Source organism: Paenibacillus wynnii (genome assembly GCF_000757885.1).
In the GTDB taxonomy this organism is placed as follows: domain Bacteria; phylum Bacillota; class Bacilli; order Paenibacillales; family Paenibacillaceae; genus Paenibacillus_AQ; species Paenibacillus_AQ wynnii.
On record NZ_JQCR01000003.1, the window covers coordinates 796469 to 820271 of the forward strand.

Annotated in this window: 30 protein-coding genes; 23 read left to right on the forward strand and 7 right to left on the reverse strand. The window is 47.2% G+C overall.

Annotated elements, in window-relative coordinates; translation table 11 throughout:
• Positions 1-144: 144 nt before the first annotated feature.
• Entirely contained in the window at positions 145-402 is a 258-nt protein-coding gene (locus PWYN_RS19060) for a hypothetical protein (protein WP_240479791.1), read from the forward strand.
• 19 nt (positions 403-421) lie between these two features.
• On the opposite strand, the gene PWYN_RS19065 is transcribed toward PWYN_RS19060, so the two are convergent.
• The 4 genes from PWYN_RS19065 to PWYN_RS19080 form a co-directional block, all read right to left on the reverse strand.
• Positions 422-892, reverse strand: coding sequence for a hypothetical protein (locus tag PWYN_RS19065; protein ID WP_036655236.1), 471 nt, complete (start codon positions 890-892; stop codon positions 422-424).
• The gene (locus PWYN_RS19070) at positions 843-1265 is read right to left on the reverse strand and encodes a copper amine oxidase N-terminal domain-containing protein (protein WP_036655238.1); all 423 of its coding nucleotides are present in this window, start codon (positions 1263-1265) and stop codon (positions 843-845) included. The genes PWYN_RS19065 and PWYN_RS19070 overlap by 50 nt, the downstream gene beginning before the upstream one ends.
• Positions 1266-1454: 189 nt before the next feature.
• On the reverse strand, positions 1455-2495 hold the full coding sequence (locus PWYN_RS19075) for an anthranilate phosphoribosyltransferase (RefSeq protein ID WP_036655240.1): 1041 nt from the start codon (positions 2493-2495) through the stop codon (positions 1455-1457).
• Positions 2492-3112, reverse strand: a complete 621-nt coding sequence (locus tag PWYN_RS19080; protein WP_036655242.1) for an ANTAR domain-containing response regulator — start codon at positions 3110-3112, stop codon at positions 2492-2494. Before PWYN_RS19080 ends, PWYN_RS19075 begins: the two co-directional genes overlap by 4 nt.
• A 316-nt stretch (positions 3113-3428) precedes the next feature.
• Between PWYN_RS19080 and nirB the strand changes: the two genes are divergently transcribed.
• The 6 genes from nirB to PWYN_RS19110 all read left to right on the forward strand — a co-directional run bounded on the left by nirB (position 3429) and on the right by PWYN_RS19110 (position 8730).
• Positions 3429-5861: a nitrite reductase large subunit NirB gene (gene nirB / locus PWYN_RS19085; protein WP_036655244.1), complete on the forward strand. Its 2433-nt coding sequence runs from the start codon at positions 3429-3431 to the stop codon at positions 5859-5861.
• A 19-nt stretch (positions 5862-5880) separates the two neighbouring features.
• Positions 5881-6192, forward strand: coding sequence for a nitrite reductase small subunit NirD (gene nirD / locus PWYN_RS19090; RefSeq protein ID WP_036658942.1), 312 nt, complete (start codon positions 5881-5883; stop codon positions 6190-6192).
• Between the two features lie 76 nt (positions 6193-6268).
• The gene (cobA, locus tag PWYN_RS19095; protein ID WP_036658943.1) at positions 6269-7036 is read left to right on the forward strand and encodes a uroporphyrinogen-III C-methyltransferase; all 768 of its coding nucleotides are present in this window, start codon (positions 6269-6271) and stop codon (positions 7034-7036) included.
• A 136-nt stretch (positions 7037-7172) separates the two neighbouring features.
• Positions 7173-7916 carry a glycoside hydrolase family 73 protein gene (locus PWYN_RS19100; RefSeq protein WP_036655247.1) on the forward strand — a complete coding sequence of 248 codons (744 nt, stop codon included), beginning with the start codon at positions 7173-7175 and terminating at the stop codon, positions 7914-7916.
• 6 nt (positions 7917-7922) lie between these two features.
• A complete protein-coding gene (locus tag PWYN_RS19105; protein WP_036655249.1) occupies positions 7923-8204 on the forward strand; it encodes a holin in 282 nt (93 codons plus the stop codon).
• 100 nt (positions 8205-8304) lie between these two features.
• Positions 8305-8730, forward strand: a complete 426-nt coding sequence (locus tag PWYN_RS19110; RefSeq protein ID WP_036655252.1) for a hypothetical protein — start codon at positions 8305-8307, stop codon at positions 8728-8730.
• Positions 8731-8778: 48 nt separating this feature from the next.
• On the opposite strand, the gene PWYN_RS19115 is transcribed toward PWYN_RS19110, so the two are convergent.
• Positions 8779-9453 carry an SOS response-associated peptidase gene (locus PWYN_RS19115; RefSeq protein ID WP_036655255.1) on the reverse strand — a complete coding sequence of 225 codons (675 nt, stop codon included), beginning with the start codon at positions 9451-9453 and terminating at the stop codon, positions 8779-8781.
• 162 nt (positions 9454-9615) lie between these two features.
• Between PWYN_RS19115 and PWYN_RS29790 the strand changes: the two genes are divergently transcribed.
• The 5 genes from PWYN_RS29790 to coaD all read left to right on the forward strand — a co-directional run bounded on the left by PWYN_RS29790 (position 9616) and on the right by coaD (position 11938).
• Positions 9616-9738, forward strand: coding sequence for a sporulation protein YjcZ (locus PWYN_RS29790; protein WP_205622775.1), 123 nt, complete (start codon positions 9616-9618; stop codon positions 9736-9738).
• A 137-nt stretch (positions 9739-9875) separates the two neighbouring features.
• Positions 9876-10181 carry a hypothetical protein gene (locus PWYN_RS19120; protein WP_052088165.1) on the forward strand — a complete coding sequence of 102 codons (306 nt, stop codon included), beginning with the start codon at positions 9876-9878 and terminating at the stop codon, positions 10179-10181.
• 11 nt (positions 10182-10192) lie between these two features.
• Positions 10193-10525, forward strand: coding sequence for a YolD-like family protein (locus PWYN_RS19125; protein ID WP_036655257.1), 333 nt, complete (start codon positions 10193-10195; stop codon positions 10523-10525).
• A gap of 302 nt (positions 10526-10827) precedes the next feature.
• A complete protein-coding gene (rsmD, locus tag PWYN_RS19130) occupies positions 10828-11436 on the forward strand; it encodes a 16S rRNA (guanine(966)-N(2))-methyltransferase RsmD (RefSeq protein WP_036655258.1) in 609 nt (202 codons plus the stop codon).
• Positions 11420-11938, forward strand: coding sequence for a pantetheine-phosphate adenylyltransferase (coaD, locus tag PWYN_RS19135; RefSeq protein WP_036655260.1), 519 nt, complete (start codon positions 11420-11422; stop codon positions 11936-11938). Before rsmD ends, coaD begins: the two co-directional genes overlap by 17 nt.
• Here the strand turns inward: coaD and PWYN_RS19140 are convergent.
• Positions 11910-13136 (reverse strand): nucleoside recognition domain-containing protein, encoded by a 1227-nt coding sequence (locus PWYN_RS19140; RefSeq protein WP_036655263.1) that lies wholly within the window; start codon positions 13134-13136, stop codon positions 11910-11912. The genes coaD and PWYN_RS19140 overlap by 29 nt on opposite strands.
• A 146-nt stretch (positions 13137-13282) precedes the next feature.
• On the opposite strand from PWYN_RS19140, the gene PWYN_RS19145 reads away from it, so the two are divergent.
• Complete coding sequence (locus tag PWYN_RS19145; RefSeq protein WP_036658945.1) at positions 13283-14320, forward strand: SepM family pheromone-processing serine protease; 1038 nt, start codon at positions 13283-13285, stop codon at positions 14318-14320.
• Here PWYN_RS19145 and PWYN_RS19150 read toward each other — a convergent pair.
• Positions 14310-15608: a tRNA(Met) cytidine acetate ligase gene (locus PWYN_RS19150; RefSeq protein ID WP_036655265.1), complete on the reverse strand. Its 1299-nt coding sequence runs from the start codon at positions 15606-15608 to the stop codon at positions 14310-14312. The genes PWYN_RS19145 and PWYN_RS19150 overlap by 11 nt on opposite strands.
• Before the next feature lie 163 nt (positions 15609-15771).
• Here PWYN_RS19150 and PWYN_RS19155 point away from each other — a divergent pair, with 163 nt between their 5' ends.
• The 10 genes from PWYN_RS19155 (at position 15772) to rnc (ending at position 23618) form a co-directional block, all read left to right on the forward strand.
• Entirely contained in the window at positions 15772-16281 is a 510-nt protein-coding gene (locus PWYN_RS19155; RefSeq protein WP_036655267.1) for a YceD family protein, read from the forward strand.
• 70 nt (positions 16282-16351) lie between these two features.
• A complete protein-coding gene (gene rpmF, locus PWYN_RS19160; RefSeq protein ID WP_019911234.1) occupies positions 16352-16525 on the forward strand; it encodes a 50S ribosomal protein L32 in 174 nt (57 codons plus the stop codon).
• 227 nt (positions 16526-16752) lie between these two features.
• Entirely contained in the window at positions 16753-17349 is a 597-nt protein-coding gene (gene fapR, locus PWYN_RS19165) for a transcription factor FapR (protein WP_036655271.1), read from the forward strand.
• Positions 17333-18322 (forward strand): phosphate acyltransferase PlsX, encoded by a 990-nt coding sequence (gene plsX, locus PWYN_RS19170; RefSeq protein ID WP_036655273.1) that lies wholly within the window; start codon positions 17333-17335, stop codon positions 18320-18322. Before fapR ends, plsX begins: the two co-directional genes overlap by 17 nt.
• 8 nt (positions 18323-18330) lie before the next feature.
• A complete protein-coding gene (locus tag PWYN_RS19175) occupies positions 18331-19323 on the forward strand; it encodes a beta-ketoacyl-ACP synthase III (RefSeq protein ID WP_169744135.1) in 993 nt (330 codons plus the stop codon).
• A gap of 35 nt (positions 19324-19358) precedes the next feature.
• Positions 19359-20282 (forward strand): ACP S-malonyltransferase, encoded by a 924-nt coding sequence (fabD, locus tag PWYN_RS19180; protein ID WP_036655277.1) that lies wholly within the window; start codon positions 19359-19361, stop codon positions 20280-20282.
• Positions 20283-20338: 56 nt separating this feature from the next.
• Positions 20339-21088 carry a 3-oxoacyl-[acyl-carrier-protein] reductase gene (fabG, locus tag PWYN_RS19185; protein WP_036655280.1) on the forward strand — a complete coding sequence of 250 codons (750 nt, stop codon included), beginning with the start codon at positions 20339-20341 and terminating at the stop codon, positions 21086-21088.
• 122 nt (positions 21089-21210) lie between these two features.
• Positions 21211-21444 (forward strand): acyl carrier protein, encoded by a 234-nt coding sequence (acpP, locus tag PWYN_RS19190; protein ID WP_036655282.1) that lies wholly within the window; start codon positions 21211-21213, stop codon positions 21442-21444.
• Positions 21445-21661: 217 nt separating this feature from the next.
• Entirely contained in the window at positions 21662-22900 is a 1239-nt protein-coding gene (gene fabF, locus PWYN_RS19195; protein WP_157261220.1) for a beta-ketoacyl-ACP synthase II, read from the forward strand.
• A gap of 13 nt (positions 22901-22913) precedes the next feature.
• Positions 22914-23618, forward strand: coding sequence for a ribonuclease III (gene rnc, locus PWYN_RS19200; protein WP_036655285.1), 705 nt, complete (start codon positions 22914-22916; stop codon positions 23616-23618).
• Positions 23619-23803: the final 185 nt, after the last annotated feature.

Here is a 23803-nt window from a genome sequence, read left to right on the forward strand (position 1 = left end):
TCCTCTTAACCTTTACCCAAAAACATTACTCCTAAAAGCTTGTAACCGAATGATTGATGTTTTTCGTATCACGTTATGGCTAGGATTATACAGTCTGTTAATTGTGATACCATGCATAAAGTGGATTTTTAAAGGGAATTTTATTTGGAATCGAATATTAAGGAGTTGAAGAAATCTATGTTCTCACCTAAAGATGAGTATGGGGTAATAGGTAATGAAATCGAAGTTGATTCCGATGTGAACGAGGATCGTAATCGAGAGAAGCAACTGGATAACTCCTTCGAGGCTTGGTATGGGAATATTGATGATCAGGTAAAAAATAAGCTGGCTCTCACTAACGTCCCACAAGATAATGTATTTGATGCGGCCGTCAATCTAGATGAGGATCAATCCGAGGACTAACGGTGTGATGAATTATAGCTTAATTCTTTACATACGAAATCGTGTGCATGTAATAAGGGTCGTCCATTTCGTCAGAGTTCAGATTCGTCAGGTCGATTGAAACTGAAAATAAAGCCGATTTAAATGTGGCTCTGAGGTCTAAGTCACCAGTCGTAAGCGCTGTTTCCAGTAAACCATAGTCGTCGTCAGCGAATTCTTTAGCGTATTGCTTCTGAACATTCTTATCAGCATACCATAGGACATCATCGGCCGCGATGCCTTTATTGTATACCTTCTCGAGGTAGACTTTATCCTGGTCGTAAGCCCCCAGAGCTGCGTTAAAATCAGCGGAGTTGTCGTCGAACATGAAAAGAACATTGATCAGCTTCCCGTTCTTGAAGCCGTAATTGATGCTGCCTTTCACACCGCTCGAGAATGTGGCGTTATAATAGGTCAGATAGTCATTGCCGTTCGCATCCTTGCCTGCGTTTGACAGCTTGTTCTTCTCCAAGTTTTTCACTTGCTCGACTGTCAGTCGGTACGCATACGGTGCTGCCGATTACTTTCGGAGAAAGGGTCAAGACTTTTTTCTGCCCGTTGACGAGTGCGCTTTTACCGGCGACTGTGAATTTGATTGTGACGCTTGCACTCTTCAGAATATACATCTTTACCTTAGTGTCGTAGGAGGCTGTGTAGCCCAGTGCCCCGAACACCGCTTTGTAAGGCACGTAAACGCCGGTCTTGTCCACGACAGGGGCACTGTCAGCCATCATACGCTGACCGTTGACAAACAAAACGGGCTTTGCATTTCCAGTAGCGGCCGCCGGAAGCGCGAAGGCGACGAATAGAATCAGGACAAGCAGGTTAGATACGACTTTCTTCATAGTGAACGACCTCCCAAAATGTATAATTATCGTCACTCATCATACTACGAAAATCTAAGTAGAGTCATCAACTATTTGGATTTTAATGTCAGTTATTGTTCAATAAAACAGCGGCAGTTATAGACGTTATTAAACCGTCCATGACTGCCGCTGTTTCTATTATTGGAAATTTAATTACCACATTTTCCCTTAATTACTGACCGTTTCGCTGCTGTGAAGTAATACGTTTTTCCAATTATGATATACATTCCAAGCCTCGCCATTATCCAGCAGGTCTTTGCAGACGTATAGCCCTTCTTCAACCGAGCCCACCTTACCTGCAAGGTGAAGCCTGACAGCTCCGTTCAGCAGCGTCTGATTATAAAATGCCATATGTCCACCGCCCTGCAAAACAGCCTCGGCTGTAATAAGCTGCTGGCGGGATGTCCATTGCATTTCGGGAACAGGCGTGTCCAGTCCCATGGATTCAGGATCGATGATGGCCAGTTCAGAAATACCGTTTTGTATAGAATAAACACGAGTAGGACGATCTATGAAAAGATCCTCAGAACCTTCCGCCCCCTGTACTACAAGAGCGCTCTTGTATCCAAGCTTGATGATTAACCGTGATAACCGGTCAAAGACGGTGTTGTGATAAATGCCGAATACGATATATGGGGAGCAACTATAATCGATTAGCTTCTCCGCTGTATTAAAAATAGAACGCATGCCGATTTCTTCGCGGATACTTCGAATATCTCCAAGCGGAGGACACCATTGTTCAGCGTCAGCGAACAGCACTCCACTTCGTTTGGCGGCAATAATAGCATCAGCCCGTGACAGATTTCGGATATCCACCCCAGCCGCTGAGATAATATCCAGAAGAGTAACTCCCCACTTGGGTGGTAATGATGTTGTTCCATGTAAGGTAACCGGTAAACCTGCTGCTGCTAGCAGAAAGGAGACGGGAAACGTGGCGATAAAGGAGGAGGTTCTTCCATCATAAGGGCCTGCACAATCCAGCCCCTCGTGTATAGGCTCCCGATGTGCATATTTACGGCAGACGGTGACAAAGGCTTCAAGCTCCTCGACACTTTCTAGCTTGATACGTTCCGCAATCAGAAAGGCGCCGATTTGGGCGGGAGTAGCGGATAAGCCCAGAATGGATTCGGCAGCCAGAATAGATTCCTCGTAGGTTAAATCTCGAGCGCCCCTTTTCCCTCGGGCCACTTCTTTTAAAAGGTTAATCATGATTTGGATCCCCCTTGTGTTTGATCCTGCAGTAGCTGATACACCTTAACAATGGATGTAGCCACATCAACCATTCGCTTGCGCTCGTTCATGGCTTGCTTACGGAGTAAGTCATAAGCTTCTGATTCAGAAATATTCTTCACCTTGGACAGGATTCCCTTCGCCATATCTATCCATTTGCGTTCCTCGATCTTGGACAGAAGCTGTTCACGTTCCTTAAGCCACTGCTGCCTTTCAAAGCATTGTTTGGCACTGAAATGAAGACTCCAATGAATCTCTTGCGGCTGCATTGAGGGTCCCAAAATTCCATCTACCATTATATGATCTTCGCAGGCAGCCAGGGACAAGTTAGCAGTTTCATCCGTACACCACCAAATCACCGGTGCGGTCTTTTGCTTCATTAGAAGGGATCCCCATTCTTTAATCTCTGAGACTGGCACATGGAGGATGGAGGCATCTGCCTCTTTAATTCCCGTCAAGGCTTCCTTTTCAGAGTAAGATACATCTACTAAATAACCGCTGGATCGGAGAATGAACTCAGGTGAAATGCACTGTAAGGAGTCTGCTATGGGTTCTGTTTTAGTCTTGCTGTTATATATGACCAACAGGGAATGCATAGTTTGACGCCCCTTTATTCTGAGATAAGCAAATGGATAAGGAAAAGTATTCAATGATGTTATATTATATAACACAAAAATGGCTTGTTTGTCGATAAATTTAAGAATATTAAATTTTTAATGTCATAATTGTTGACGTAACATAAAAACATGTTGTATAGTCGTTTTAACAAATTAAACAATCACGGATACAACGATGTATTCGGATGAAGCGGCAATGGCGCCTGCTTACACTGATCGCAATTGGGAAACTTATGTTTCCGTGCGGAGTGAAGCAGGCTTTTCTGTTTTAAACAAGGAGAGGAGAGATATAGATATGGCTACGAACCGTAAAAAATTGGTGATGGTAGGTAACGGAATGGCGGGGGTATGGGCCATTGAGCATTTATTGAAATTAGCCCCTGATGCTTACGAGATTACCATTTTTGGTGCAGAACCACATCCTAACTACAACCGTATCATGTTATCCTCGGTACTTGCCGGCGGAGCTGATATGGATGAAATTATTATAAATGATCTGGAGTGGTACCGGAGTCATAATATTAATCTTCATATCGGACATACGGTAACCCGAATGGATACGAAGGCCCGTAAAGTGTATTCGGACGGAGGAGTAGAAGTCGGCTATGACGAACTGATATTGGCAACAGGATCTAATCCATTCATGCTGCCGCTTCCTGGTGCGGATAAAGAGGGTGTTATCGCTTTTCGCGATATTAACGACTGCCGAATTATGCAAGAGACAGCTAAATCCTATAAAAAAGCAGTGGTTATCGGTGGAGGACTGTTGGGTTTGGAAGCAGCAAGAGGGCTGCTGCATTTGGGGATGGAAGTTTCCGTTGTTCACATCAACGAATATATAATGGAACGCCAGTTGGACGAGGCCGCGTCTACTATGCTTAGGAAGGAACTGGAGCAACAAGGGATGAAGTTCCTATTAGCCAAACAATCAGAAGCAATCTTAGGTAAGAAGCGTGTGAAGAGTTTGCTTTTCGCGGATGGAAGTATGGTTGAAGCAGATCTGCTTGTCATGGCGGTAGGTATTAAACCAAATGTTGGATTAGCGCAAAAGTCAGGGATTGAGATCAATCGCGGCATTGTTGTGAACGATTATCTGGAGACGAATATTCCCGGCGTCTATGCACTCGGAGAATGCGCGGAGCATAGAGGAATTGCTTATGGACTTGTCGCTCCTCTATATGAACAGGGCGCTGTACTTGCCAAAAGATTAGCAGGTGCACCTACAGAGGGCTATGCAGGATCTGTTACCTCTACCAAGCTTAAAGTATCCGGAGTTAATGTGTTCTCAGCAGGACAATTTATTGAACCTGAGGGTTCGCGGGCGCTCCGATATCAGGATGAGATAGACGGTGTATATAAAAAGCTTGTAGTTCATGATGATAAGCTGATCGGTGCCGTATTATTCGGTGATACCAGTGACGGTGCACAGCTCTTCTCCATGATTAAGAAGGGTGAAGATATTAAAGGCAGAGAAAAGGAACTGCTGCTTGGAATATCTGCTGATGCCCTGTCCTCCTCACCGCAGAACCGTCTGGAAGGAATGGCTGATGATGAGATCATCTGCGGATGTAACGGTGTATCTAAGGGTGCAATTGCTGAAGCCATCCAATCCGGGGGTTGCACTAGTGTTGGACAGATCAAAGCTTGTACCAAAGCCTCTGCATCCTGCGGCGGGTGCAAACCGTTAGTCGAAGGACTTCTTCAATTATATGCGGGAGATGCAGCTGTATCGGTCAAGGAAGGAATCTGCGGCTGTACAACATTGAACCGAGATGAGATCGTCTCTGAGATTAAGCGGATGGAGCTTAAGACAGTCAAAGAAGTAATGAATGTGCTGGAATGGACGAATGAAGAAGGCTGTGCGAAGTGCCGTCCGTCACTCAATTACTACCTTGGGATGCTGTGGCCTGAAGAGTATGTGGATGAGAAGGAATCGCGGTTCACAAACGAACGCTACCACGCTAATATTCAGAAGGATGGAACGTATTCTGTAGTTCCCCGCATTTATGGAGGAGTTACTTCTCCAACCGAGCTGAAAAAGATTGCTGAAATCGCTGAAAAATTCGATGTGCCGATGGTGAAGTTCACAGGTGGACAACGATTGGATCTGCTGGGTGTGAAGAAAGAGGATTTGCCTAAGATGTGGGAGGAACTCGATATGCCTTCCGGTCATGCTTACGGCAAAACCTTACGGACTGTAAAGACCTGTGTAGGATCAACCTTCTGCCGCTTTGGGACACAGGATGCGATAGGGATGGGTATACGTCTGGAGAAAGAGTTCGAGCGCCTGACGGCTCCCGCGAAGGTGAAGCTTGCCGTATCGGGCTGCCCTCGGAACTGTGCGGAAGCTACCATTAAGGACTTCGGTGTTGTAGCCATTGATGGTGGTTGGGAGCTTCACATTGGAGGGAATGGCGGTGTTCATGTACGTGCCACTGACCTGCTCTGCGTAGTGAAGACGGAGGATGAAGTAGTAGAATGGGCTAGCGCCTTCCTTCAATATTATCGTGAGAATGCCGGTTGGAATGAGCGTACATCGATCTGGGTGGAACGTGTTGGGGTGGAAAGTGTGAAGAAGGCGCTTGAGAATCGTGAGGATCGCCTTGCGCTGCAGGAAAGAATTCAGACTACACTCAACCTGACTACGGATCCTTGGAAGCAAATCGTTAATGAACCGGAGCTTCGTAAGAACTTCGAGCCCATTGCACCAATAGAAATATATAAATAGGGGGAAGCGAGCCATGACTATGACCAAGATGCTGGTAGGAAACGTAACGGATATAGACCGCAAGGGATCCCGTACCTTCAAATACAACGACATTGAAATTGCTTTGTTCCGTCTGTCTAATGGAGAGGTGTTGGCCGTAGAAAACAAGTGCCCTCATAAAGGAGGGGCGTTGTCTGAAGGAATGGTATGCGGAACGAAGGTTCACTGTCCATTGCATGACTGGAAAATAGACCTTCACAGCGGAGTTGTGCAGGAACCGGATACAGGCTGCGTTATAACCTTTGATGTTGAAGTGGATCCGAACAGCGGTTCTGTGTATTTAACAGTGTAAAAGGTCGGGATAATTAGGGGGAACGCTTATGGACTATGTGAAACCAAGTTATAGCACTTCTGAAGGACGCAACGAGATGAAGCCGGGGAGTGTGGCAATCGTAGGCGCCGGCCCCGGAGATCCCGAGCTCATTACCCTTAAAGCCGTGCTTCGTATCCAACAGGCGGAAGTCCTCCTCTATGATCGGCTAGTTAATGAAGAATTGCTCAACTATGCTCAGCCGGATGCAGTGCTTATCTACTGTGGCAAATCACCGGGGAATCATTCGATGCCGCAACGGAAAATAGAGCAGTATATGGTTCAATACGCCCGTGAGGGAAAGAAGGTTGTGAGACTTAAGGGAGGTGATCCTTTCGTGTTTGGGCGAGGAGGCGAGGAAGCTTTGGCTATGGCTGAAGCCGGTATTGCTTATGAGGTAGTGCCTGGGATAACCTCTGCAATTGGAGCAGCTGCCTCCGCAGGTATTCCCTTGACTCACCGCGGCCTGGCCGCTTCCTTCACGATCGTGACCGGCAGCCGTTGCAACGACCATGAGTCTCCTGTTCAATGGGACCAGCTTGTACGGAGTTCCGATACCATTGTCGTCTATATGGGAATCAGTCAGTTTAGTGAGATTCGGGAACAACTGCTTCTGCATGGAAAGAGCGGGCTCACTCCTGTAGCGGTAATTGAGAACGGCACGACTACTCGTCAACGTACGCTGACTGGGACCCTTAATAATATTGAAAAGCTGTTGTACGCTACTAAAATCGGCAATCCAGCGCTTATTATAATAGGTGAAGTGGTAAAGGTAAGGGAACAGCTGTTGAAATTAGAGATTGAGGCAAAATCACAAATTGGATAATCTATTACCGCTATCAAGCACCTTGTGACTGTATCTATTTGGACAGTCACAAGGTGTTTTTTGTTGTCTAATCCTATAAGCAGCACAAGCATACAGAAAAGAGAGAGCATTTAATATAGAGAGAGGATGTGATGATATGACCAAGGCGGAGTTTATTGCGACGATCACCCCGTTAGCCATACAAAGTATGCAGCGGAGTAATGTTCCTGCATCGTTGATCATAGCCCAAGGTGCTTTGGAATCGGCTTGGGGGAACAGTGGTTTAACGGTTAAGGCTAACAATTTATTTGGAATTAAAGGCAGTGGTCCTGCTGGTAGTGTAACAGCTCGGACTACCGAATATGTGAAGGGTAAGGCAGTTAAAGTGAATGCTGCTTTTCGTGCCTATAATCATTGGGGCGAATCTATTTCGGATCATTCAGAGATTCTTGTAAACGGAGTGTCCTGGAATCGGAATTTGTACAGAAAGGTCATTGGAGCTTCTGGAAAAACAGCTGCTAGAGAGGTTGCAGCAGCCGGATATGCTACAGACCCTAACTATGCAATAAAGCTGATTGACATCATGGACAGGTACAATCTTTATCAATATGACAATCAACTAGAGGGGGAGGATGAAATGTCAGTTGAAGACAAGAAGGAGCTTGCGGATTTAAAAGCAGAGTTACAGGAGCTGAGACGGGCATTGATTGTGCTTGAAGAACATATGACTTTAATGGAAAGCCGCTCTGTTATGCACATCCCTTCTTGGGCAGAGCCTGCCGTAAAAGCAGCTCTTTCAGCGGGACTTCTGGATACACCGGAAGGGGGCAGCTATGACTTTTATCGGATTCTAACTGTTTTGAACCGCGCCGGTCTATTGGTAGAAGTTAAGGAGGGATAAACAACCATGAACAATGAAGCTTTAAATGGAGTACTGGCCTTTGCTTCAGTATTGGCGGTGTTCGTACTTGCACTGGTGCAGCTTGTCAAGAATACTGTGAATCTTCCTCGTAATATTGTTCCTGTCGTGGGGCTGGCGATCGGCCTGTTGGTCGGTGTACTGGCTTATCCGTTTACTCCGATGGATCTTGTGCTTCGTCTATGGTCTGGGGGTCTTGCCGGATTATCGGCTACAGGTTTGTTTGAATTAGCTTTCAACAAGCGGGATGGCACCAAAAAGGATGATTAGCAGGAATTAAAAACAAGCTTTCTACACGGAGTAGATGTCCACGCGCATTAAGTAGACTAGCAATATAATGTTGTATGTTATCACGAAAGGAGGTGCTTCTATGGGAACATTTATCGATGCAAGAACCTCTCAGAATGCGAGTTATGCCAATTCTATCGCTGTTCCAATTTTAGTTGTGAATACGCCGCAGCTATTTGGACAAATAGGGCTGGTCTCTCAAGATGAGTTAGCAACAAACCTGCGCGTTCTATTAAAGGGAACCATTTCCCTGCAGCTTCCATTAGCTTTGTTAGGAATCACAATTACCATTGTTAGAGGAACGTTGCCGACAGATCCAGTAGTTTACACAGCAACTTCTACCTTTAACCTAAGTGTCTTGGCGCCTCAAGTCATTACTTTCTCAGCCGATGATTTTAATCCGCCTGTTACTCCGCAACTGACGTATACGGCGTTCGTATCATCCAATCTGCTTGGAACCATCCGTGTAGGTCCGGAAAGCTTTGATGGCATTCTTGTTTCTGATTAATTCATGAAGAAAACCCGTCAGGACCTATTGTCTGACGGGTTTTTTATGCTATAAAATGAGCTCCTGAATAAGATCGCAGGTATCATTTCGTACATTTCCTACAGCAGCGGCAACAGGATAAGCTCGCATTTGATCTGCGTCATATGGAATCAATAACTTCATTAGAGCCGGGATCTCTTGATTATCACGTCTCAGCCATTCTTCCTCATCCTCGGTTCGCAGGATAACCGGCATGCGGTCGTGGATATCTGCCATAAGCTTGTTCGGTGAAGTGGTTATTATGGTGCAGGTGCTTAATCTCTTGCCCTCCGCGTTTGTCCAGATATCGTAAAGTCCAGCCATCGAAAAAATCCCCCCATCCCGCAAGACAATTCTCATCGGTTGTTTCCTGCTGTTCTGCTGCTGCCATTCGTAGAAACCGTCAGATGGAATAATACAGCGCCGGGTGCTTAGGAGATGTTTGAAGGATGTCTTTTCCAGTAGGGTTTCCGCACGGGCGTTAATCATCTTACTGCCAATTTTATCATCCTTAGCCCAAGAAGGGACCAGACCCCAGCGGAGTTCACCCAATCGGTTCTGCTTGCCGTCATGAATAATTGCGGGAACCTGCTGCGTTGGAGCCATATTATATTTCGGTGCATAGTGGATGATTGTGGAGTCGTTTATTAAATATCTATACATCAGTTCTTCCATGGAGACAGTGATGGTGTAACGTCCACACATTTGTAGGTTGTCCTCCCTGGTTTTTGGGTCTATTTTACGCTATTTTATGAAAAATTCAAATTCCTTCTGTTAAATTAATGGCCTAATTTGCCATAGAACCCAATCGTTATGCCAGATCTCTACATATCCTGTGTTGTACTTTACTAAAAGGAGGAATCATTCATGAGTGAAGTTATTGGCGGATACGGCGGGGTTGGTGGAGTTGGCGGAGCATTTACATCTACGGGTGCAATTCTGGTTCTCTTCATTTTGCTGGTCATCATCTCGAGATCCTTTCTGGTTTAAATCTTAACTTTGTATGCAGGTAAGTAGTTTTGAAGGAGTCTTACGGGAAACCGTGGGCTCCTTTTTTTAACATTGCTTAATACAAGCAGTCCTGGATATAATACAAACGTACGTTCCTATTATTGGAGGTGTGAAGCGTGCTGGATGATACACCGCGAAAGCTGCTGCGAATCCTGTATCACTTCTCCAGTCATTACAAGCGAATGCCTGCCTTATCAGAGCTTGGGAGGTTAAGTGGAAGGTCGAGCATGAAGATTAGAGAGGGTATGCAGATCTTAGCCGAACAAAACTATATTGAATGGAATCGGAAGATGCCTGTAGAGAGGGCTGTAATCATTGAAGGCTGGGAAAGGCCTGATCCTACGGCGAAGCAACAGGGTGAGGGGCAGATCCGCCAGTTGACGAGAACGACTGGGAATACGGATTACTGGCTCTATTATTAAGGAGGGATCTTGTGAGAAGCAAAAAGCTGGAAAACATTTGGGAGTGTAGCCGATTTATGCTCCCCGAGCATGAACGGCGGATACAGTATGATAACCGAGATCGGGAGATGCGTACGAAACCTGAACTAGACGAACAAGAGATAGGAAGCATTGAGCAGATCTTAGCAAAATCAATAGAGGATCACAGTGCGGTCACCCTAACCTTATTCCGGCCGGACAGGGATCAAGAGTACCGGGGAATTGTAATGTCCGTAGATCGGCATTTAATGAGAATAAAATTGCGTTGGTCTGATGAACATTGGGATTGGATACCCATCGGCGATATTATTAAAGCATATGTATAACTGTACATAAAAAAATCGGGCGCCCCTTTCGGAGCGCCCTTTCATGGGAGAGGAGAAACCGGACGAAGAGCTTATGGGGAAACGTAAGCTTGCTCCGCGGTTGTCTACGACATTTTGCGATGTCGATAATTACATGATGTCCCGGTAGAGGAAGTCTTATACATATCTTTTTAATTAATTACATCTTGGCGCTGCCGAAGAGCACAATGATTTTTATTTAATGGCTTGAATGTGGTACGATAGGCGTGGACTTATGGCCTGTTTGGCATAATAAAACAGAGATATAGAGCGGGTGGATGACAGTGAGAGTTGTATCGGGCAGTGCCAAGGGAAGACCCTTGAAGAGTGTGCCTGGAAGCGGGACGCGTCCCACGACTGATAAGGTCAAAGAAGCGTTATTTAGTATGATCGGCCCTTATTTTGAGGGTGGAGCAGCACTGGATTTATTCGCCGGTACAGGAGGCCTCGGTATCGAAGCGCTTAGTAGAGGCATGGAAAGCGCAGTATTTGTAGACATGGAACCCAAAAGTATCGACACGATACGTGCCAATCTGAAGGCTACTAGCCTGGAGTCACGCGCGGAAGTGTACCGTAATGAAGCCGGAAGAGCGTTAAGTGCAATGGAGAAACGTGAGCGGTCCTTTGATCTTGTATTTTTGGATCCGCCTTATCGTCTTAAACACGGTGATGAGCTTATGTGCAGTATGGCGGCCAAAGGCTTGCTGCAAGCCGAGGCGTTGGTCGTTCTGGAACATGAATCCAGCTATGCTTATCCTGAGCATATTCCGGGGTTTTACAGGCTGCGGCAGGCAGTATATGGAGAGACAACAATCTCTATTTATCAGTATGAAGCCGCTGGTGAGAATGTAGCTGAAAACGGCGAGGAGGACCAAGATGAGTCTGCAAATTAGAAAAGAGCGTGTCGCGATATACCCGGGTACCTTTGATCCGGTAACTATGGGACATATGGATATTATTCATCGAGCAGCTAAGCAATTCGATCGACTGATCGTAGCTGTTCTCAATAATTTAAGCAAAAACCCTTTGTTTTCGGTGGAGGAACGTACAGATTTGCTGCGTCAGGCTACTATAGATATCCCTAATGTGGAAATTGACAGTTTTCGGGATCTGTTGGTCAACTACGTTCGGCAAAAAGATGCTCAAGTGATTGTACGCGGCATCCGCACGGTTACCGACTTTGAATATGAATTGCAAAATGCTTCTATTAATCATAATCTGGACCCGGATGCAGAAACGATATTTATGATGACCAATCCTAGATATTCCTATCTAAGCTCCAGTGTAGTTAAGGAAATTGCTCACTTTGGCGGAAATGTGAATGATTTCGTGACCCCAGAGGTTGAACAGGCCATGAAGCGGAAATTTAATCAAAACGGCGCCGGAAAAAGGTAACTGCAGCTATAACCGCCGAGAGCATTAACAGCGACAGCATAAGCAGGAATTGCAATCCGAACAGACTCGGAATAGAGCTCCATACCGTTGAAAAGCGGATCCACCCTGCTTGAGCAGTCTCAGGACTTGCAAAGGTGGGCAACACCGCCTCTTGGATGGACATGAAGGGTCTCCAGAGCACCAGGGTTAATATGAATGCATATAGACCGTGCAACAGACGAACTGCGGCAAAAGGCAGAAAACGGATTTGTGCCGATTTTAGCACGGTCATAACCTGAAGATGGGCACAGAGTCCGCTCCAACCGAGTGCGGCAGACAGTAAAGCTAAGCTGAACATTCCTGCTGATGCAACCGGAGCCGTAATACTAACCTCACTTAGTGTATGGGCACCAAGATGAATTTCTAGCAGCCCGGAAGTTAGTATTTCTGGCAGATCCGGCAATAGTCCTTGCACTATGCTGATAACTACAGCGAACATGATCATATATCCGCCTACAATCATCAAGTTCTGCACAGAGCTACCTACAGAATCTCCGAGCAGTTTGCCGAAGCTACGGCCGTCCTGCAAGCGGGCTTCAGTGGCGGCGTGAACCACTCGTGTATACAGTGGTTTTTTATTTGGTGAATTCGATTGAACATAGATTTTCTGCTCTGGAGCCTGCGGTGAACCCCTCAACAGGGGAACGGTAAAGCCTACAAGCAGTCCAGAGAGCCAATGTATAGCCAGCAACCCATATCCTGCTGCGGGACTGTGGAGGAACGCTACACCCACTACAATCAGGAGTGTGACGGGGCTGGCGAAGTGCACCAGTGCTGCCAGTCGTCCAGCCTCCTTGTCCGTAATGCTGCCTTGCTTGTGCAACTGAAGCACCCCCTGAGCACCTCCCGGGAATCCGGTGGTTAATCCCATCCATAAGGTCCAGCCGCCGGCACCTGGCAAACGGAATACACGACGCATTAAGGGTTCGAGCATTACACCTAAGCCATGTGTGAAACCGGATGCTGTCAGCATTTCAGATAGAATTAGGAATGGCAGCAACGCCGGGAACACTAAATTCCACCACAGCTTCAAGCCTCGTAAGGAAGCCTGGAAGGAAGATTCGGGGCTGGACACAATGGCTATAGCCAGCAGAATGGCGAAGGCACCTGAGAGGTATGGTGCCGTGTCCGAAGCGATCCTACGTATTTTAACATTCATTATATATTCACCTCTTCATATCTTAAGACAGGGTATGCATGATATCACTTTATGCAAGTGAGACAACCATCATGCCAAGCTGTGAACATAGAAACACATAAAGAAGTCTGCAAAGCTAGAGTGTCACAGGAAAGAAGGGACAAATGGTGAAACAGATGAGACAGCGGACTGGTTTTCGCACCACAGTATACTTGTTTACGCTAATTGTGCTTACTTATGTATTTGTGTTTATGGGAACGCCATATATTGTATATCAACCCGGAAGCGCATCAGAAGTAGCCCCTATGATTAAGGTGGAAAACGGGGATGGTGATGAAAAAGGGACATTCATGATGACTACGGTGTCCGCCAGCTACGCTAATGTCGCCCTGTTAGTTGCTTCTGTGTTTAATTCCAATGCGGAAGTTGTCCCAAAAGAGACAAGACTAGGAGAGAAAAGCGAGGAAGAGTATGCAGCCGTCCAAGTTTTTAACATGGACAGTTCTCAATCCTATGCTGTGCAGGCAGCTTACCATGCTGCGGACATTCCTTATAAGAATGAGCCGGATTATTTATTTGTTTACTCAGTCCCTATGGAGGGGAATCGTGATCAATTTCAGCCGGGAGACAGAATTACCAGTGTGGCCGGTCACAGCATGCCGGATTCGGAAGCTTTGACCTCGCTGCTGGCTGCCAAAAGTATCGGGGATAAGGTTACTGTTACTTTGCTGCGGGACGGTAAAAAACGGACAGAGGAAGTCCAGTTAATTGAAGTTAAGGACAGTAAAGATGCCGCAGGGCGTCCGGGACTTGGGGTCATCATCGCAGCTGTACAGAAGGTGGTAGCGAAGGAATCCGGCAAAAAGGTCAGCTTCACAGTAAGGGATGTAGGCGGACCTTCAGCAGGGTTAATGTTTACTATGGAAATCTTTAGCCAGCTAACCCCCGGGGATTTGACAAAAGGGTACAAGGTAGCAGGCACAGGTACCATTGATCCGGAGGGCAAAGTGGGTCCTATCGGGGGAGTGAAGCATAAAATTGTGGCTGCAGATCGTGAAAAAGCGGAAATTTTCTTTGTACCTGCTGGCAACTATAAGGAAGCTAAGGCAAGGGCAGATAAAATCGGTACCATAATGAAGCTGGTTTCTGTATCCACATTGAGCGATGCGCTGGATTATATGAAAAGCCTACCGGTCAAACCCTGACCGGAGGCTCTAAATAATCGCGGTACAAATCGCTCCGCAGCGGAGACCGAAAGGCGCCGGCATATGCGGCTGAGGCCTGCAGGTCGCGTACTAGCTGGGGATGAGAACAAAGTGCAGGCCGCATTACAATCGGGAGGGTGGCGCTTTTTTTCATCCTTTTCAAAAGCGGCCTACCGCTCTCTCTAAAACCAAGCACGCGGATATATCCAGGGCCTTGTCCCAGAATAGAAGGGGACAATTCATTTTTAGGATGATTCAGCAGCGCATGCACCAGCATACGCTGAAGCCGTGTTCTTGTGTAGCGTTTACTCTTTAGAACATCCAGCAGACTGGACACACTGAAGTGTTCAAGCTCAGTCATAACACGCAGTAGTCTGTTCTCCAGTCCCTCATTCATATCCTGATAAGTCTCCAGTTCCGCAGAGGTATGTGTGGAGAGTAGGTGGCGCAGCGTTGTGGAGAAGCTCTCCAGAGTGACGGGGCCGCGTCCGGCGGCTTTTTCCCGTTCCATGATGCGTAAGCTGTAATCCGGCATGTAGGAGGCGGGAGTACCCCCTTCCTGAAGCAGTGAACGGATTGCAGTCGCACTGGCAATAGCGGAATCTGTCTGCAAGGGGTCGTGGAATCCGGCACCTGTGCGTGGTACGGTCAAAGGTTTAATCTGACTGTGAAGCCGACGCAGGGCGATGAGGTAATGGAGCCCTAAGCTGTTATTTGGCTGACGAATTAACTCGCCTATAGAATCTGCCCCAGTTGACTCTATAGGGTTGGCGGCTTCAGAGTCGCCTAATGGGCTGCTCATCTGGTTCTGAGGCTTCCCACGGAGATCCTCACTCCACATAGAAGCGGCTGCAGCACTAAAAGCGGCTGGGAAACTCTCGCCGAGTGATAATCGGTGGCGAATGGCACTCTGCAGCTCACTGCTTTCTTCAGCGAGATACTCGGCTAAAGGTAGCAACTGCTCTAATGCCCCGGCTTCGGAGCCAAAACAAAGGCTGTCTACGACACCCGTTGCTTCCAACAGTGAAACGGCACCGAATGCGAACCATTCAGCAGGTTGTACGGCGTAAGCCACGGGAAGCTCGATGACGACGTCAGCCCCCATGTGAAGCGCCATTTCAGTTCGGGCATACTTGCTTACCGCGGCCGGTTCACCACGCTGTGTGAAAGGGCCGCTCATGATGACGATGCTGCATTCTGCGCCGGCCCGTTTTTTGGATTCCGTGAAATGATGGACATGCCCGTTATGTAAAGGATTATATTCTGCTATAATTCCTAGAGTGGTCACAGCTGATTCGCTCCTTTATGCTGATAATAGGGTGTTTTAAATGTTTATTATTTAGTTATATCATAAATTGCACCCATATCTGAAACAATATAAAGGGAAAATGGTTGACAAAGGTCTGCTTTGATAGGTATAATAAATTTTGTTTGTTTGGAGTGATATGGTAATGGAAATTCACTTTCGCAAATTAGCGAATGCCGACGAGCCTTTACAGATCCATGAGGCTGTGGATGTTAGTAAGGTTGTCAAAGGGCGCAAGGATATTCTGGCTGTTGGACCGCTCTCAGTGGATCTTAAAGCGCTGCCCGCGGGTACCGATTGTGTGAACGTGGTGGGGAAACTGAGTGGAGATGTGGACATGTTATGTTCACGCTGTCTCAATGAGGTCAAGAGTGTTTTGAACATTCCTTTCGCTGAGACTTTCAAGTGGCTTAAGCAGCCGGTTCTTCCAGAAGATGAAGATGATGAACTCATTTACATCAAGGATGAGAGTGTGGACCTTATCCCGTACGTGGAAGAAAATTTCGTACTGCACTTACCGGATGCGGTATTGTGCAAGGCAGACTGTCTTGGTCTTTGTCAGAAATGCGGACAGAACTTGAACGAAGGCACCTGCAGTTGCGACAACACAGTGATCGATCCTCGACTTGCTGGGTTGAAAAACTTTTTCAAATGAGCATGAATGAGACCGACATCCCGCCGTTTGCGCGGGTTGAAACAGAAATTAATTAGGAGGTGTATCACAAATGGCAGTACCTCAACGGAGAACGTCCAAGACTCGCCGTGACAAACGTCGCACCCACTTTAAGTTGGTTGTGCCGGGCATGGTGAAATGTGAACAATGCGGAGAGCTTAAATTGGCTCACCACGTATGCAAAGTTTGCGGAACTTACAAAGCAAGAGAAATCATCAAACAATAGTTTTAATAAAAGTAGTACTTCATCGTTGGTGAGGTGCTATTTTTTTTGTCAACTTTATTCATTTTCTAGGCGAAGTGGTGTCAATGCTTTATTTTTGACACGGCATGCTTTATACTACATATTAGTACCTGGTTCTAAAATAATTAAACTGATCTTAATAACTTGGGCGGCAGCGGCCATCTGCGGCCGATTCAGCATGGGCCAGGAGGTGAGCCGCTATCGAGCGGGTGTCCAAAAAAGAGCGTCAGCAGCATCTGCTGCTTATCATTGAGGGTAATCCTTTTGTTACGGATCGTGAGTTGACCCGGCAGCTGAAGGTCAGTATTCAGACGATTCGGTTGGATCGGATGGAGCTTGGCATTCCAGAGCTGCGTGAGCGTATGAAACAAATGGCGGAGCATTCCTATGATCAGGTACGTTCCCTTCCAGCAGATGAAGTTGTTGGTGATATAGTAGATTTACAGCTCGACAAGAGCGGGATATCCATATTTGAAATGCGTGAGGAGCATGTATTCTCCAGAAACGGTATTGCCCGGGGGCACTATGTGTTCGCTCAAGCCAATTCGCTTGCGGTAGCCGTGATCGACGCTGAGATTGCTCTGACGGCTTCTGCCGACATTCGTTTCGTACGTATGGTCCGTCTGGGAGAGAAGTGCATCTCCAAAGCCTATGTCCGCACACTTGCGGGCCGTAAAGGTAAGGCGGAGGTAGACGTATTTACATATGTTGGGGAAGAAATGGTTTTTCAGGGCCACTTTATAGTCTATCGGTCCGCAATAGAAGAATACAGCGAAGGGGGAGAGCGAAGTGCGGATCGCCATTGATGCCATGGGCGGGGACAACGCTCCTGAATGCAACGTAGAGGGTGCGTTGTCCGCGGCCGCGGAATGGAAAGATACAGAAATCGTGCTCGTCGGTGACGAAGCAAGATTAGAGCCGCTTCTGAAGAATAAACCGTCCAATGTGACGGTGCGCCATGCAGGAGATGTTATAAGTTCCGATGAAGAACCTGTAAAGGCAGTACGTCGTAAGAAGGATTCATCCATGGTTGTCGCCGGACGAATGGTACGTGAAGGTGAAGCGGATGCGATGATATCCTCCGGTAATACAGGCGCCCTGATGACAACGGGATTACTTATTGTCGGAAGAATGGAAGGGATAGAGCGTCCGGCTCTGGCCCCGATGATTCCGACACTGGATGACGTAGGTGTGCTGGCACTTGATCTGGGTGCTAATATGGATGCAAAGCCGCAGCACTTGGCACAATATGCGCTGATGGGCAGCATCTACCGTAATAAAGTGCATGGCATAGCCAAACCCCGTGTGGGATTGCTTAACGTAGGTACGGAGCCTGGTAAGGGCAACGAGCTGACTAAGGAAGCTTACCCGCTTCTGGAAGCTTTACCTGGTATTCATTTTGTCGGTAATGTAGAAGCTCGGGATGTACTGACGGGTAACTGCGATGTATTGGTGTGTGACGGCTTCGCAGGCAACATTCTGCTTAAGACGCTAGAAGGTACCGCGGGAGCCATGTTTGCTTTGCTGAAAGAACAATTCAGTATGTCGCTTAAGACCAAACTTGGTGCAGCAATGCTTATGCCTCAACTAAGAGCTTTAAAAGGTAAGATGGATTACAAAGAGCATGGAGGAGCGCCACTGCTGGGGCTTAGCGGTTTGGTAGTGAAGGGTCACGGTTCCTCAGACGGCAATGCCGTTAAAAATGCAGTCAGACAAGCGCGAATTGCGCTTCAAGCCAATCTGGTAGCAAGCATATCCAAGGAAATTAGCGGGAAGTGAGTGACAATATGAAACGACAATTACTGCCGGTTGGAATCATCGGTACAGGCAAATACGTGCCTGAGAGAATTTTAACCAATGCGGATCTAGAAAAAATGGTAGATACAAATGATGAATGGATCGTAAGCCGAACCGGTATTCGGGAGCGCCATATCGCTGCTCCACATGAAGCAACCTCTGATCTTTGTTATGAGGCTTCGCTCAAAGCGTTGGAGTCTGCAGGTATGAAACCTGAGGACTTGGATCTTATTATTGTGGCAACAGTTACACCTGATAGTACGGTACCTTCTACAGCCTGTATCCTGCAGGATAAGTTGGGAGCGAAAGGTGCTGCTGCGTTTGACTTGTCCGCGGCCTGTTCGGGCTTTGTATACGGTCTGGCGACGGCAGTTGGCTTCATTCAGAACGGCATGTACAAAAACGCGCTAATCATTGGTGCGGACACTTTGTCACGTATTACTGACTACACCGACCGTAACACCTGTGTGTTGTTCGGTGACGGTGCTGGTGCTGTCATCATTGGTGAAGTGCCTGAAGGACGTGGATTTCAGTCCTTTGACCTTGGAGCTGAAGGTGCTGGCGGCAACCTCCTGAAGGTAGAAGCCGGAGGTTCACGTCTCCCTGCTTCTCAGGAGACTGTTGAAGGGAAGAAGCATTACATAAACATGAACGGAACCGAAGTATTTAAGTTCGCAGTTCGGGTTATGGGTACAGCAACCGAGAAAGTGCTTACGAAAGCGGGTATCGGTAAAGAAGATATTGATCTGTTTGTACCTCACCAAGCGAACATTCGTATTATTCAATCCGCTATGCAGCGGCTTAATCTTTCTCCGGATAAATGCGTAATCAATGTGGACAAATACGCCAACACTTCGGCAGCTTCCATTCCGCTTGCACTGGTTGAAGCTTCGGAACAGGGTCGCATGAAGGAAGGCGACACCATTCTAATGGTAGGCTTCGGCGGTGGACTCACTTGGGGTGCCACTGTACTGATCTGGTAGAATAACTCACTTGCAGCAAAGGGGAATATAACAGGATGGGTAAAATAGCATTTGTCTTTCCCGGGCAAGGGGCTCAAGCAGTCGGCATGGGTAAGGATATATTTGATGCATTGCCGCAATGTCGTGCGGTATTTGAGAAGGGTGATGAAGTACTTGGTTTTCCACTGAGCACTCTTATCTTTGAAGGACCTGAAAGTGATTTGAAACAAACGGTAAACACGCAACCGGCACTGCTCACAGCAAGTACTGCTTATTTAACAGCATTGCAGGATCTGGGGATTAAACCGGATTATGTGGCTGGTCACAGTCTGGGTGAATATAGTGCGCTTGTAGCGGCAGGGGTGCTGTCTTACGAGGATGCAGTCAGTCTTGTGCGTATGCGCGGACGTTTTATGGAAGAAGCTGTACCGGGCGGTACAGGAGCGATGGCTGCTGTTCTGGGTGCAGAGCGGGACGCACTTGCAGAGTTATGTCGTAGTGTTTCTGAGACCAGCGGTCCCGTGGAATTGGCCAACGTCAACTGCCCCGGTCAAATCGTAGTCTCCGGTTCACAGGACGGTGTTAACGGTGTTGTGCAGCGTGTGAAAGAAGCTGGCGGCAAACGCGCCATTCCGCTTGAAGTCAGTGGACCCTTTCATTCTTCATTGATGAAGGAAGCTGCTGATCGTCTTGCAGAAGAGCTTAAGAAAGTAACCTTCCATACACCTTCTGTACCGGTTGTGGTGAATGTAACGGCAGCACCGGTCACTGATCCTGAAGAGATTCGTGAGCTTCTGGTGCGTCAGGTCTATTCACCTGTATTGTGGCAGGACAGTGTAGAGTGGTTGATTGCTGACGGTGTGGACACCTTTGTAGAGATAGGCTCCGGAAGCGTCCTTACGGGTCTTATACGCAAAATTGACAAAAGTGTTAAGCTGATCAACATCAACAGTCTGGAAAGTGCCCAAACGGCATTGTAGGGCTTGAAGCTCGATGTCTAGGTAGTATAGACATGATTATGAAAGGGGATTAAACAATGTTCTCAGGATTACGGGGCCAAACGGCTCTTGTTACCGGAGCTTCCCGCGGCATTGGCCGCAGCATTGCTTTGGAATTGGCCAAGCATGGTGTTAAGGTAGCCGTGAACTATGCCGGCAGTGAAGAAGCAGCGAAGGAAACCGTTGCGCGTATTGTAGAACTTGGCTCGGAGGGTATCGCTCTTCGAGGCAATGTCGGTAAAAGTGATCAGGCGGAGAATCTCGTAAAAGAGACCTTGAATGCTTGGGGCCGAATTGACATACTCGTAAATAACGCCGGAATTACCCGTGATAATCTAATCATGCGTATGAAAGAGGAAGAATTTGATCAGGTTATCGAGACGAATCTGAAAGGCGTGTTCAATTGTTTGAAGTCCGTCACACGCCCTATGATGAAGCAGCGTTATGGCCGTATAATCAACATTTCCTCTGTTGTAGGTGTAACAGGAAATCCGGGCCAGTCGAACTATTCAGCAGCTAAAGCGGGGATTATCGGTTTGACCAAATCGGCGGCTCGTGAGCTTTCTTCACGCGGCATTACAGTGAATTGTATTGCCCCGGGCTTTATCGATACCGATATGACGCGTGAGTTGTCCGAGGAAGTTCGCGCCGGACTGGTACAGGGGATTCCTTTAGCCAGACTAGGGCGTCCGGAAGATATTGCAATGTCTGCAGTGTTCCTTGCCTCTGACGGAGCCGCCTACATGACCGGCCAGACACTTCACGTGGATGGCGGCATGTACATGTAATTATTATCGTTGTGATTTAACCGGGATTTAGCAGGGGTTGAGGTTAGCTAGAAAGCGTTTTTTACGCTCTATGGTATTTTGACCCCATATCTCGTATAATACCAAAGGAGGAGGTGAACCGGATGTCCGATGTATTGGAGCGTGTAACACGCATTGTCATCGACCGCTTAGGCGCCGATGAAGCTGAGGTAACATTAGAAGCGTCTTTCAAAGATGATTTAGGTGCTGATTCTCTTGATGTAGTAGAATTGGTTATGGAATTGGAAGATGAATTCGATATGGAAATCTCTGATGAAGATGCAGAGAAGATTACTACCGTAGGTGAAGTTGTGAAGTATGTACAATCTCATACCTAAGTTGTGATTAAAAGTCCCGTACCTGTAAGGGCGGGGCTTTCTCCTCATTTTTACAGTGATAACGATATACCGTGAGGTGCGTTCGCGCACCTTTATAGGGGAAATAACAGAACCGCGGTCAGCTATGATAACGTGGTGACTGAATATTATATAGTAGTATTTTCACACAACAATTTAAGTCTAAGAACTTAACAGCTTATAGGTGAGGTGAATGTCATTGAGTCATAGAGTGGTTGTTACAGGTATGGGAGTGGTGACTTCGCTGGGTAAAGATTTGGAAACGTTTTGGGACAACCTGATGAATGGGAAGTCTGGCGTATCCTTAGTTGAAGCCTTCGATGTCAGCGACTATACAACACAAATCGCATCTTCCGTTAAGGATTTTGATGCTGAGGAGCGTTTCGGACGTAAGGAAGCCCGCAAGATGGACCGTTTTGTACAGTTCGCAGTTGCTGCAGGTGAAGAAGCCTTGAAAGACAGCGGTCTTACGATTGGTGAAGATATTGATGCGGAAAGAATCGGCGTATCGGTCGGTTCCGGTATCGGTGGACTTGGAACTTGGGAAGACCAGCACAATCTGCTTTTGGAAAAGGGACCTAAGCGTGTCAGCCCATTCTTCATTCCAATGATGATTGCGAATATGGGTTCTGGCCAACTGTCCATTAACCTGGGCGCTAAAGGTCCTAACACAACACAAGTAACGGCCTGTGCAACAGGAAGTCATTCTATTGGTGAATCCTATCGTTTTATCCAACGCGGAGATGCAGACGCAATGATCTGCGGTGGAGCAGAAGCAACGATTCGTCCGACAGGTATGGCAGGTTTCTGTGCAATGAGAGCAATGTCAACACGCAACGAGGAGCCTGAAAAGGCCAGCCGTCCGTTTGACGTTGACCGTGATGGTTTTGTAATGGGAGAAGGCGCCGGTATACTGGTGCTGGAATCGCTGGAACACGCGGAGAAACGCGGTGCGCGAATTTATGCCGAGGTTATTGGATATGGTCTTAGTGGTGATGCTCATCACATGACAGAACCAGATCCGGACGGAGCCGCACGCTGTATGAAGATGGCCATTCGTGATGCTGGAATTACTCCAGAAGAGATCGATTATATTAATGCGCACGGAACTTCGACACCTGTCGGCGACAGATCGGAAACGATTGCTGTTAAGAAGGCGTTGGGAGATCATGCGTACAAAGTAGCCATTAGCTCCACGAAGTCTATGACAGGACATTTACTGGGAGCAGCCGGTGGTGTAGAAGCTATCATCTGTGGATTGTCGTTGCAAAAGGGTATGATCGCACCAACGATCAACTTGGACAACCAGGATCCGGAGTGTGACCTGGATTATGTTCCGAATGTTCCGCGTAAAGCAGATTTGAACATTGTGATGTCCAACTCCTTTGGTTTTGGGGGACATAACGCAACTGTCATCTTGAAAAAATTCAATCAGTAAGGGGACCGTGCTTTTGAATGGAGATCTGAAGCAATTACAAATTCAACTTCAAATCCAATTTCACGATTCTGTGTTGCTGAAGCAGGCCTTTACCCATGCATCATATGTGAACGAACACCGTTTTAACCAGCATCAGGACAATGAACGTCTAGAGTTTCTAGGTGACGCTGTCCTGGAGCTAACGGTTTCTGAATATTTGTACAATCTATTGCCGGATCGCCCGGAAGGCGAATTAACCAAATTGCGGGCTGCCATTGTGTGCGAGCCCTCATTGGTCAAATTCGCTGAAACGTTGGGCTTCGGCCAATATGTACTGCTGGGCAAAGGGGAAGAACTAACGGGCGGACGTACCCGCCCTGCCCTGCTTGCTGATGTGTTCGAATCTTTCGTGGGAGCGCTTTATCTGGATCAAGGCCTGGAAGCAGCACGCAGGTTCCTGAACAACCATGTATTTCCGCTTGTAGAAACGGATGGTAAGCTGCAAATGCAGATGACTGATTTCAAGACAGAGCTGCAGGAGCTGGTTCAGCATCACGGCTTGGGTACTCTGGAATACCGGATCATTGAAGAACGAGGACCCGCGCACGAGCGTGAATTCGTGTCAGAGGTGTATATGGCTAGTCGTTCATTAGGACGCGGCAGCGGTCGTTCCAAGAAAGAAGCTGAGCAGCAGGCAGCTGCGGCGGCGTTATTGCACCTGAAGGAAGATGGAGTCTGAGAACATATGATGGTTAAGGTAGAAGGTTTGAAGAGAAGAGCAACAATGGTCAAGGTGCCGAACGTATGGGCGGAATCTTGACTGCTGCTGCTCTTTTTTTAAATAAGTAAGCTTAGATTAATGCATACAAATGGCAGGTAATACTGTGCTTTCTTGCATGCCAACGGGACTTAACGCTATGGTAT

Excerpts from the sequence above, each read along its gene's own strand:
- PWYN_RS19070 (WP_036655238.1), bottom strand. The coding sequence starts at position 1,265 with ATGAAGAAAGTCGTATCTAACCTGCTTGTCCTGATTCTATTCGTCGCC.
- PWYN_RS19075 (WP_036655240.1), bottom strand. The coding sequence starts at position 2,495 with ATGATTAACCTTTTAAAAGAAGTGGCCCGAGGGAAAAGGGGCGCTCGA.
- PWYN_RS19080 (WP_036655242.1), bottom strand. The coding sequence starts at position 3,112 with ATGCATTCCCTGTTGGTCATATATAACAGCAAGACTAAAACAGAACCC.
- nirB (WP_036655244.1), top strand. The coding sequence starts at position 3,429 with ATGGCTACGAACCGTAAAAAATTGGTGATGGTAGGTAACGGAATGGCG.
- nirD (WP_036658942.1), top strand. The coding sequence starts at position 5,881 with ATGACCAAGATGCTGGTAGGAAACGTAACGGATATAGACCGCAAGGGA.
- cobA (WP_036658943.1), top strand. The coding sequence starts at position 6,269 with ATGAAGCCGGGGAGTGTGGCAATCGTAGGCGCCGGCCCCGGAGATCCC.
- PWYN_RS19100 (WP_036655247.1), top strand. The coding sequence starts at position 7,173 with ATGACCAAGGCGGAGTTTATTGCGACGATCACCCCGTTAGCCATACAA.
- PWYN_RS19105 (WP_036655249.1), top strand. The coding sequence starts at position 7,923 with ATGAACAATGAAGCTTTAAATGGAGTACTGGCCTTTGCTTCAGTATTG.
- PWYN_RS19110 (WP_036655252.1), top strand. The coding sequence starts at position 8,305 with ATGGGAACATTTATCGATGCAAGAACCTCTCAGAATGCGAGTTATGCC.
- PWYN_RS19115 (WP_036655255.1), bottom strand. The coding sequence starts at position 9,453 with ATGTGTGGACGTTACACCATCACTGTCTCCATGGAAGAACTGATGTAT.
- PWYN_RS29790 (WP_205622775.1), top strand. The coding sequence starts at position 9,616 with ATGAGTGAAGTTATTGGCGGATACGGCGGGGTTGGTGGAGTTGGCGGA.
- coaD (WP_036655260.1), top strand. The coding sequence starts at position 11,420 with ATGAGTCTGCAAATTAGAAAAGAGCGTGTCGCGATATACCCGGGTACC.
- PWYN_RS19140 (WP_036655263.1), bottom strand. The coding sequence starts at position 13,136 with ATGAATGTTAAAATACGTAGGATCGCTTCGGACACGGCACCATACCTC.
- PWYN_RS19155 (WP_036655267.1), top strand. The coding sequence starts at position 15,772 with ATGGAAATTCACTTTCGCAAATTAGCGAATGCCGACGAGCCTTTACAG.
- rpmF (WP_019911234.1), top strand. The coding sequence starts at position 16,352 with ATGGCAGTACCTCAACGGAGAACGTCCAAGACTCGCCGTGACAAACGT.
- PWYN_RS19175 (WP_169744135.1), top strand. The coding sequence starts at position 18,331 with ATGAAACGACAATTACTGCCGGTTGGAATCATCGGTACAGGCAAATAC.
- fabD (WP_036655277.1), top strand. The coding sequence starts at position 19,359 with ATGGGTAAAATAGCATTTGTCTTTCCCGGGCAAGGGGCTCAAGCAGTC.
- fabG (WP_036655280.1), top strand. The coding sequence starts at position 20,339 with ATGTTCTCAGGATTACGGGGCCAAACGGCTCTTGTTACCGGAGCTTCC.
- acpP (WP_036655282.1), top strand. The coding sequence starts at position 21,211 with ATGTCCGATGTATTGGAGCGTGTAACACGCATTGTCATCGACCGCTTA.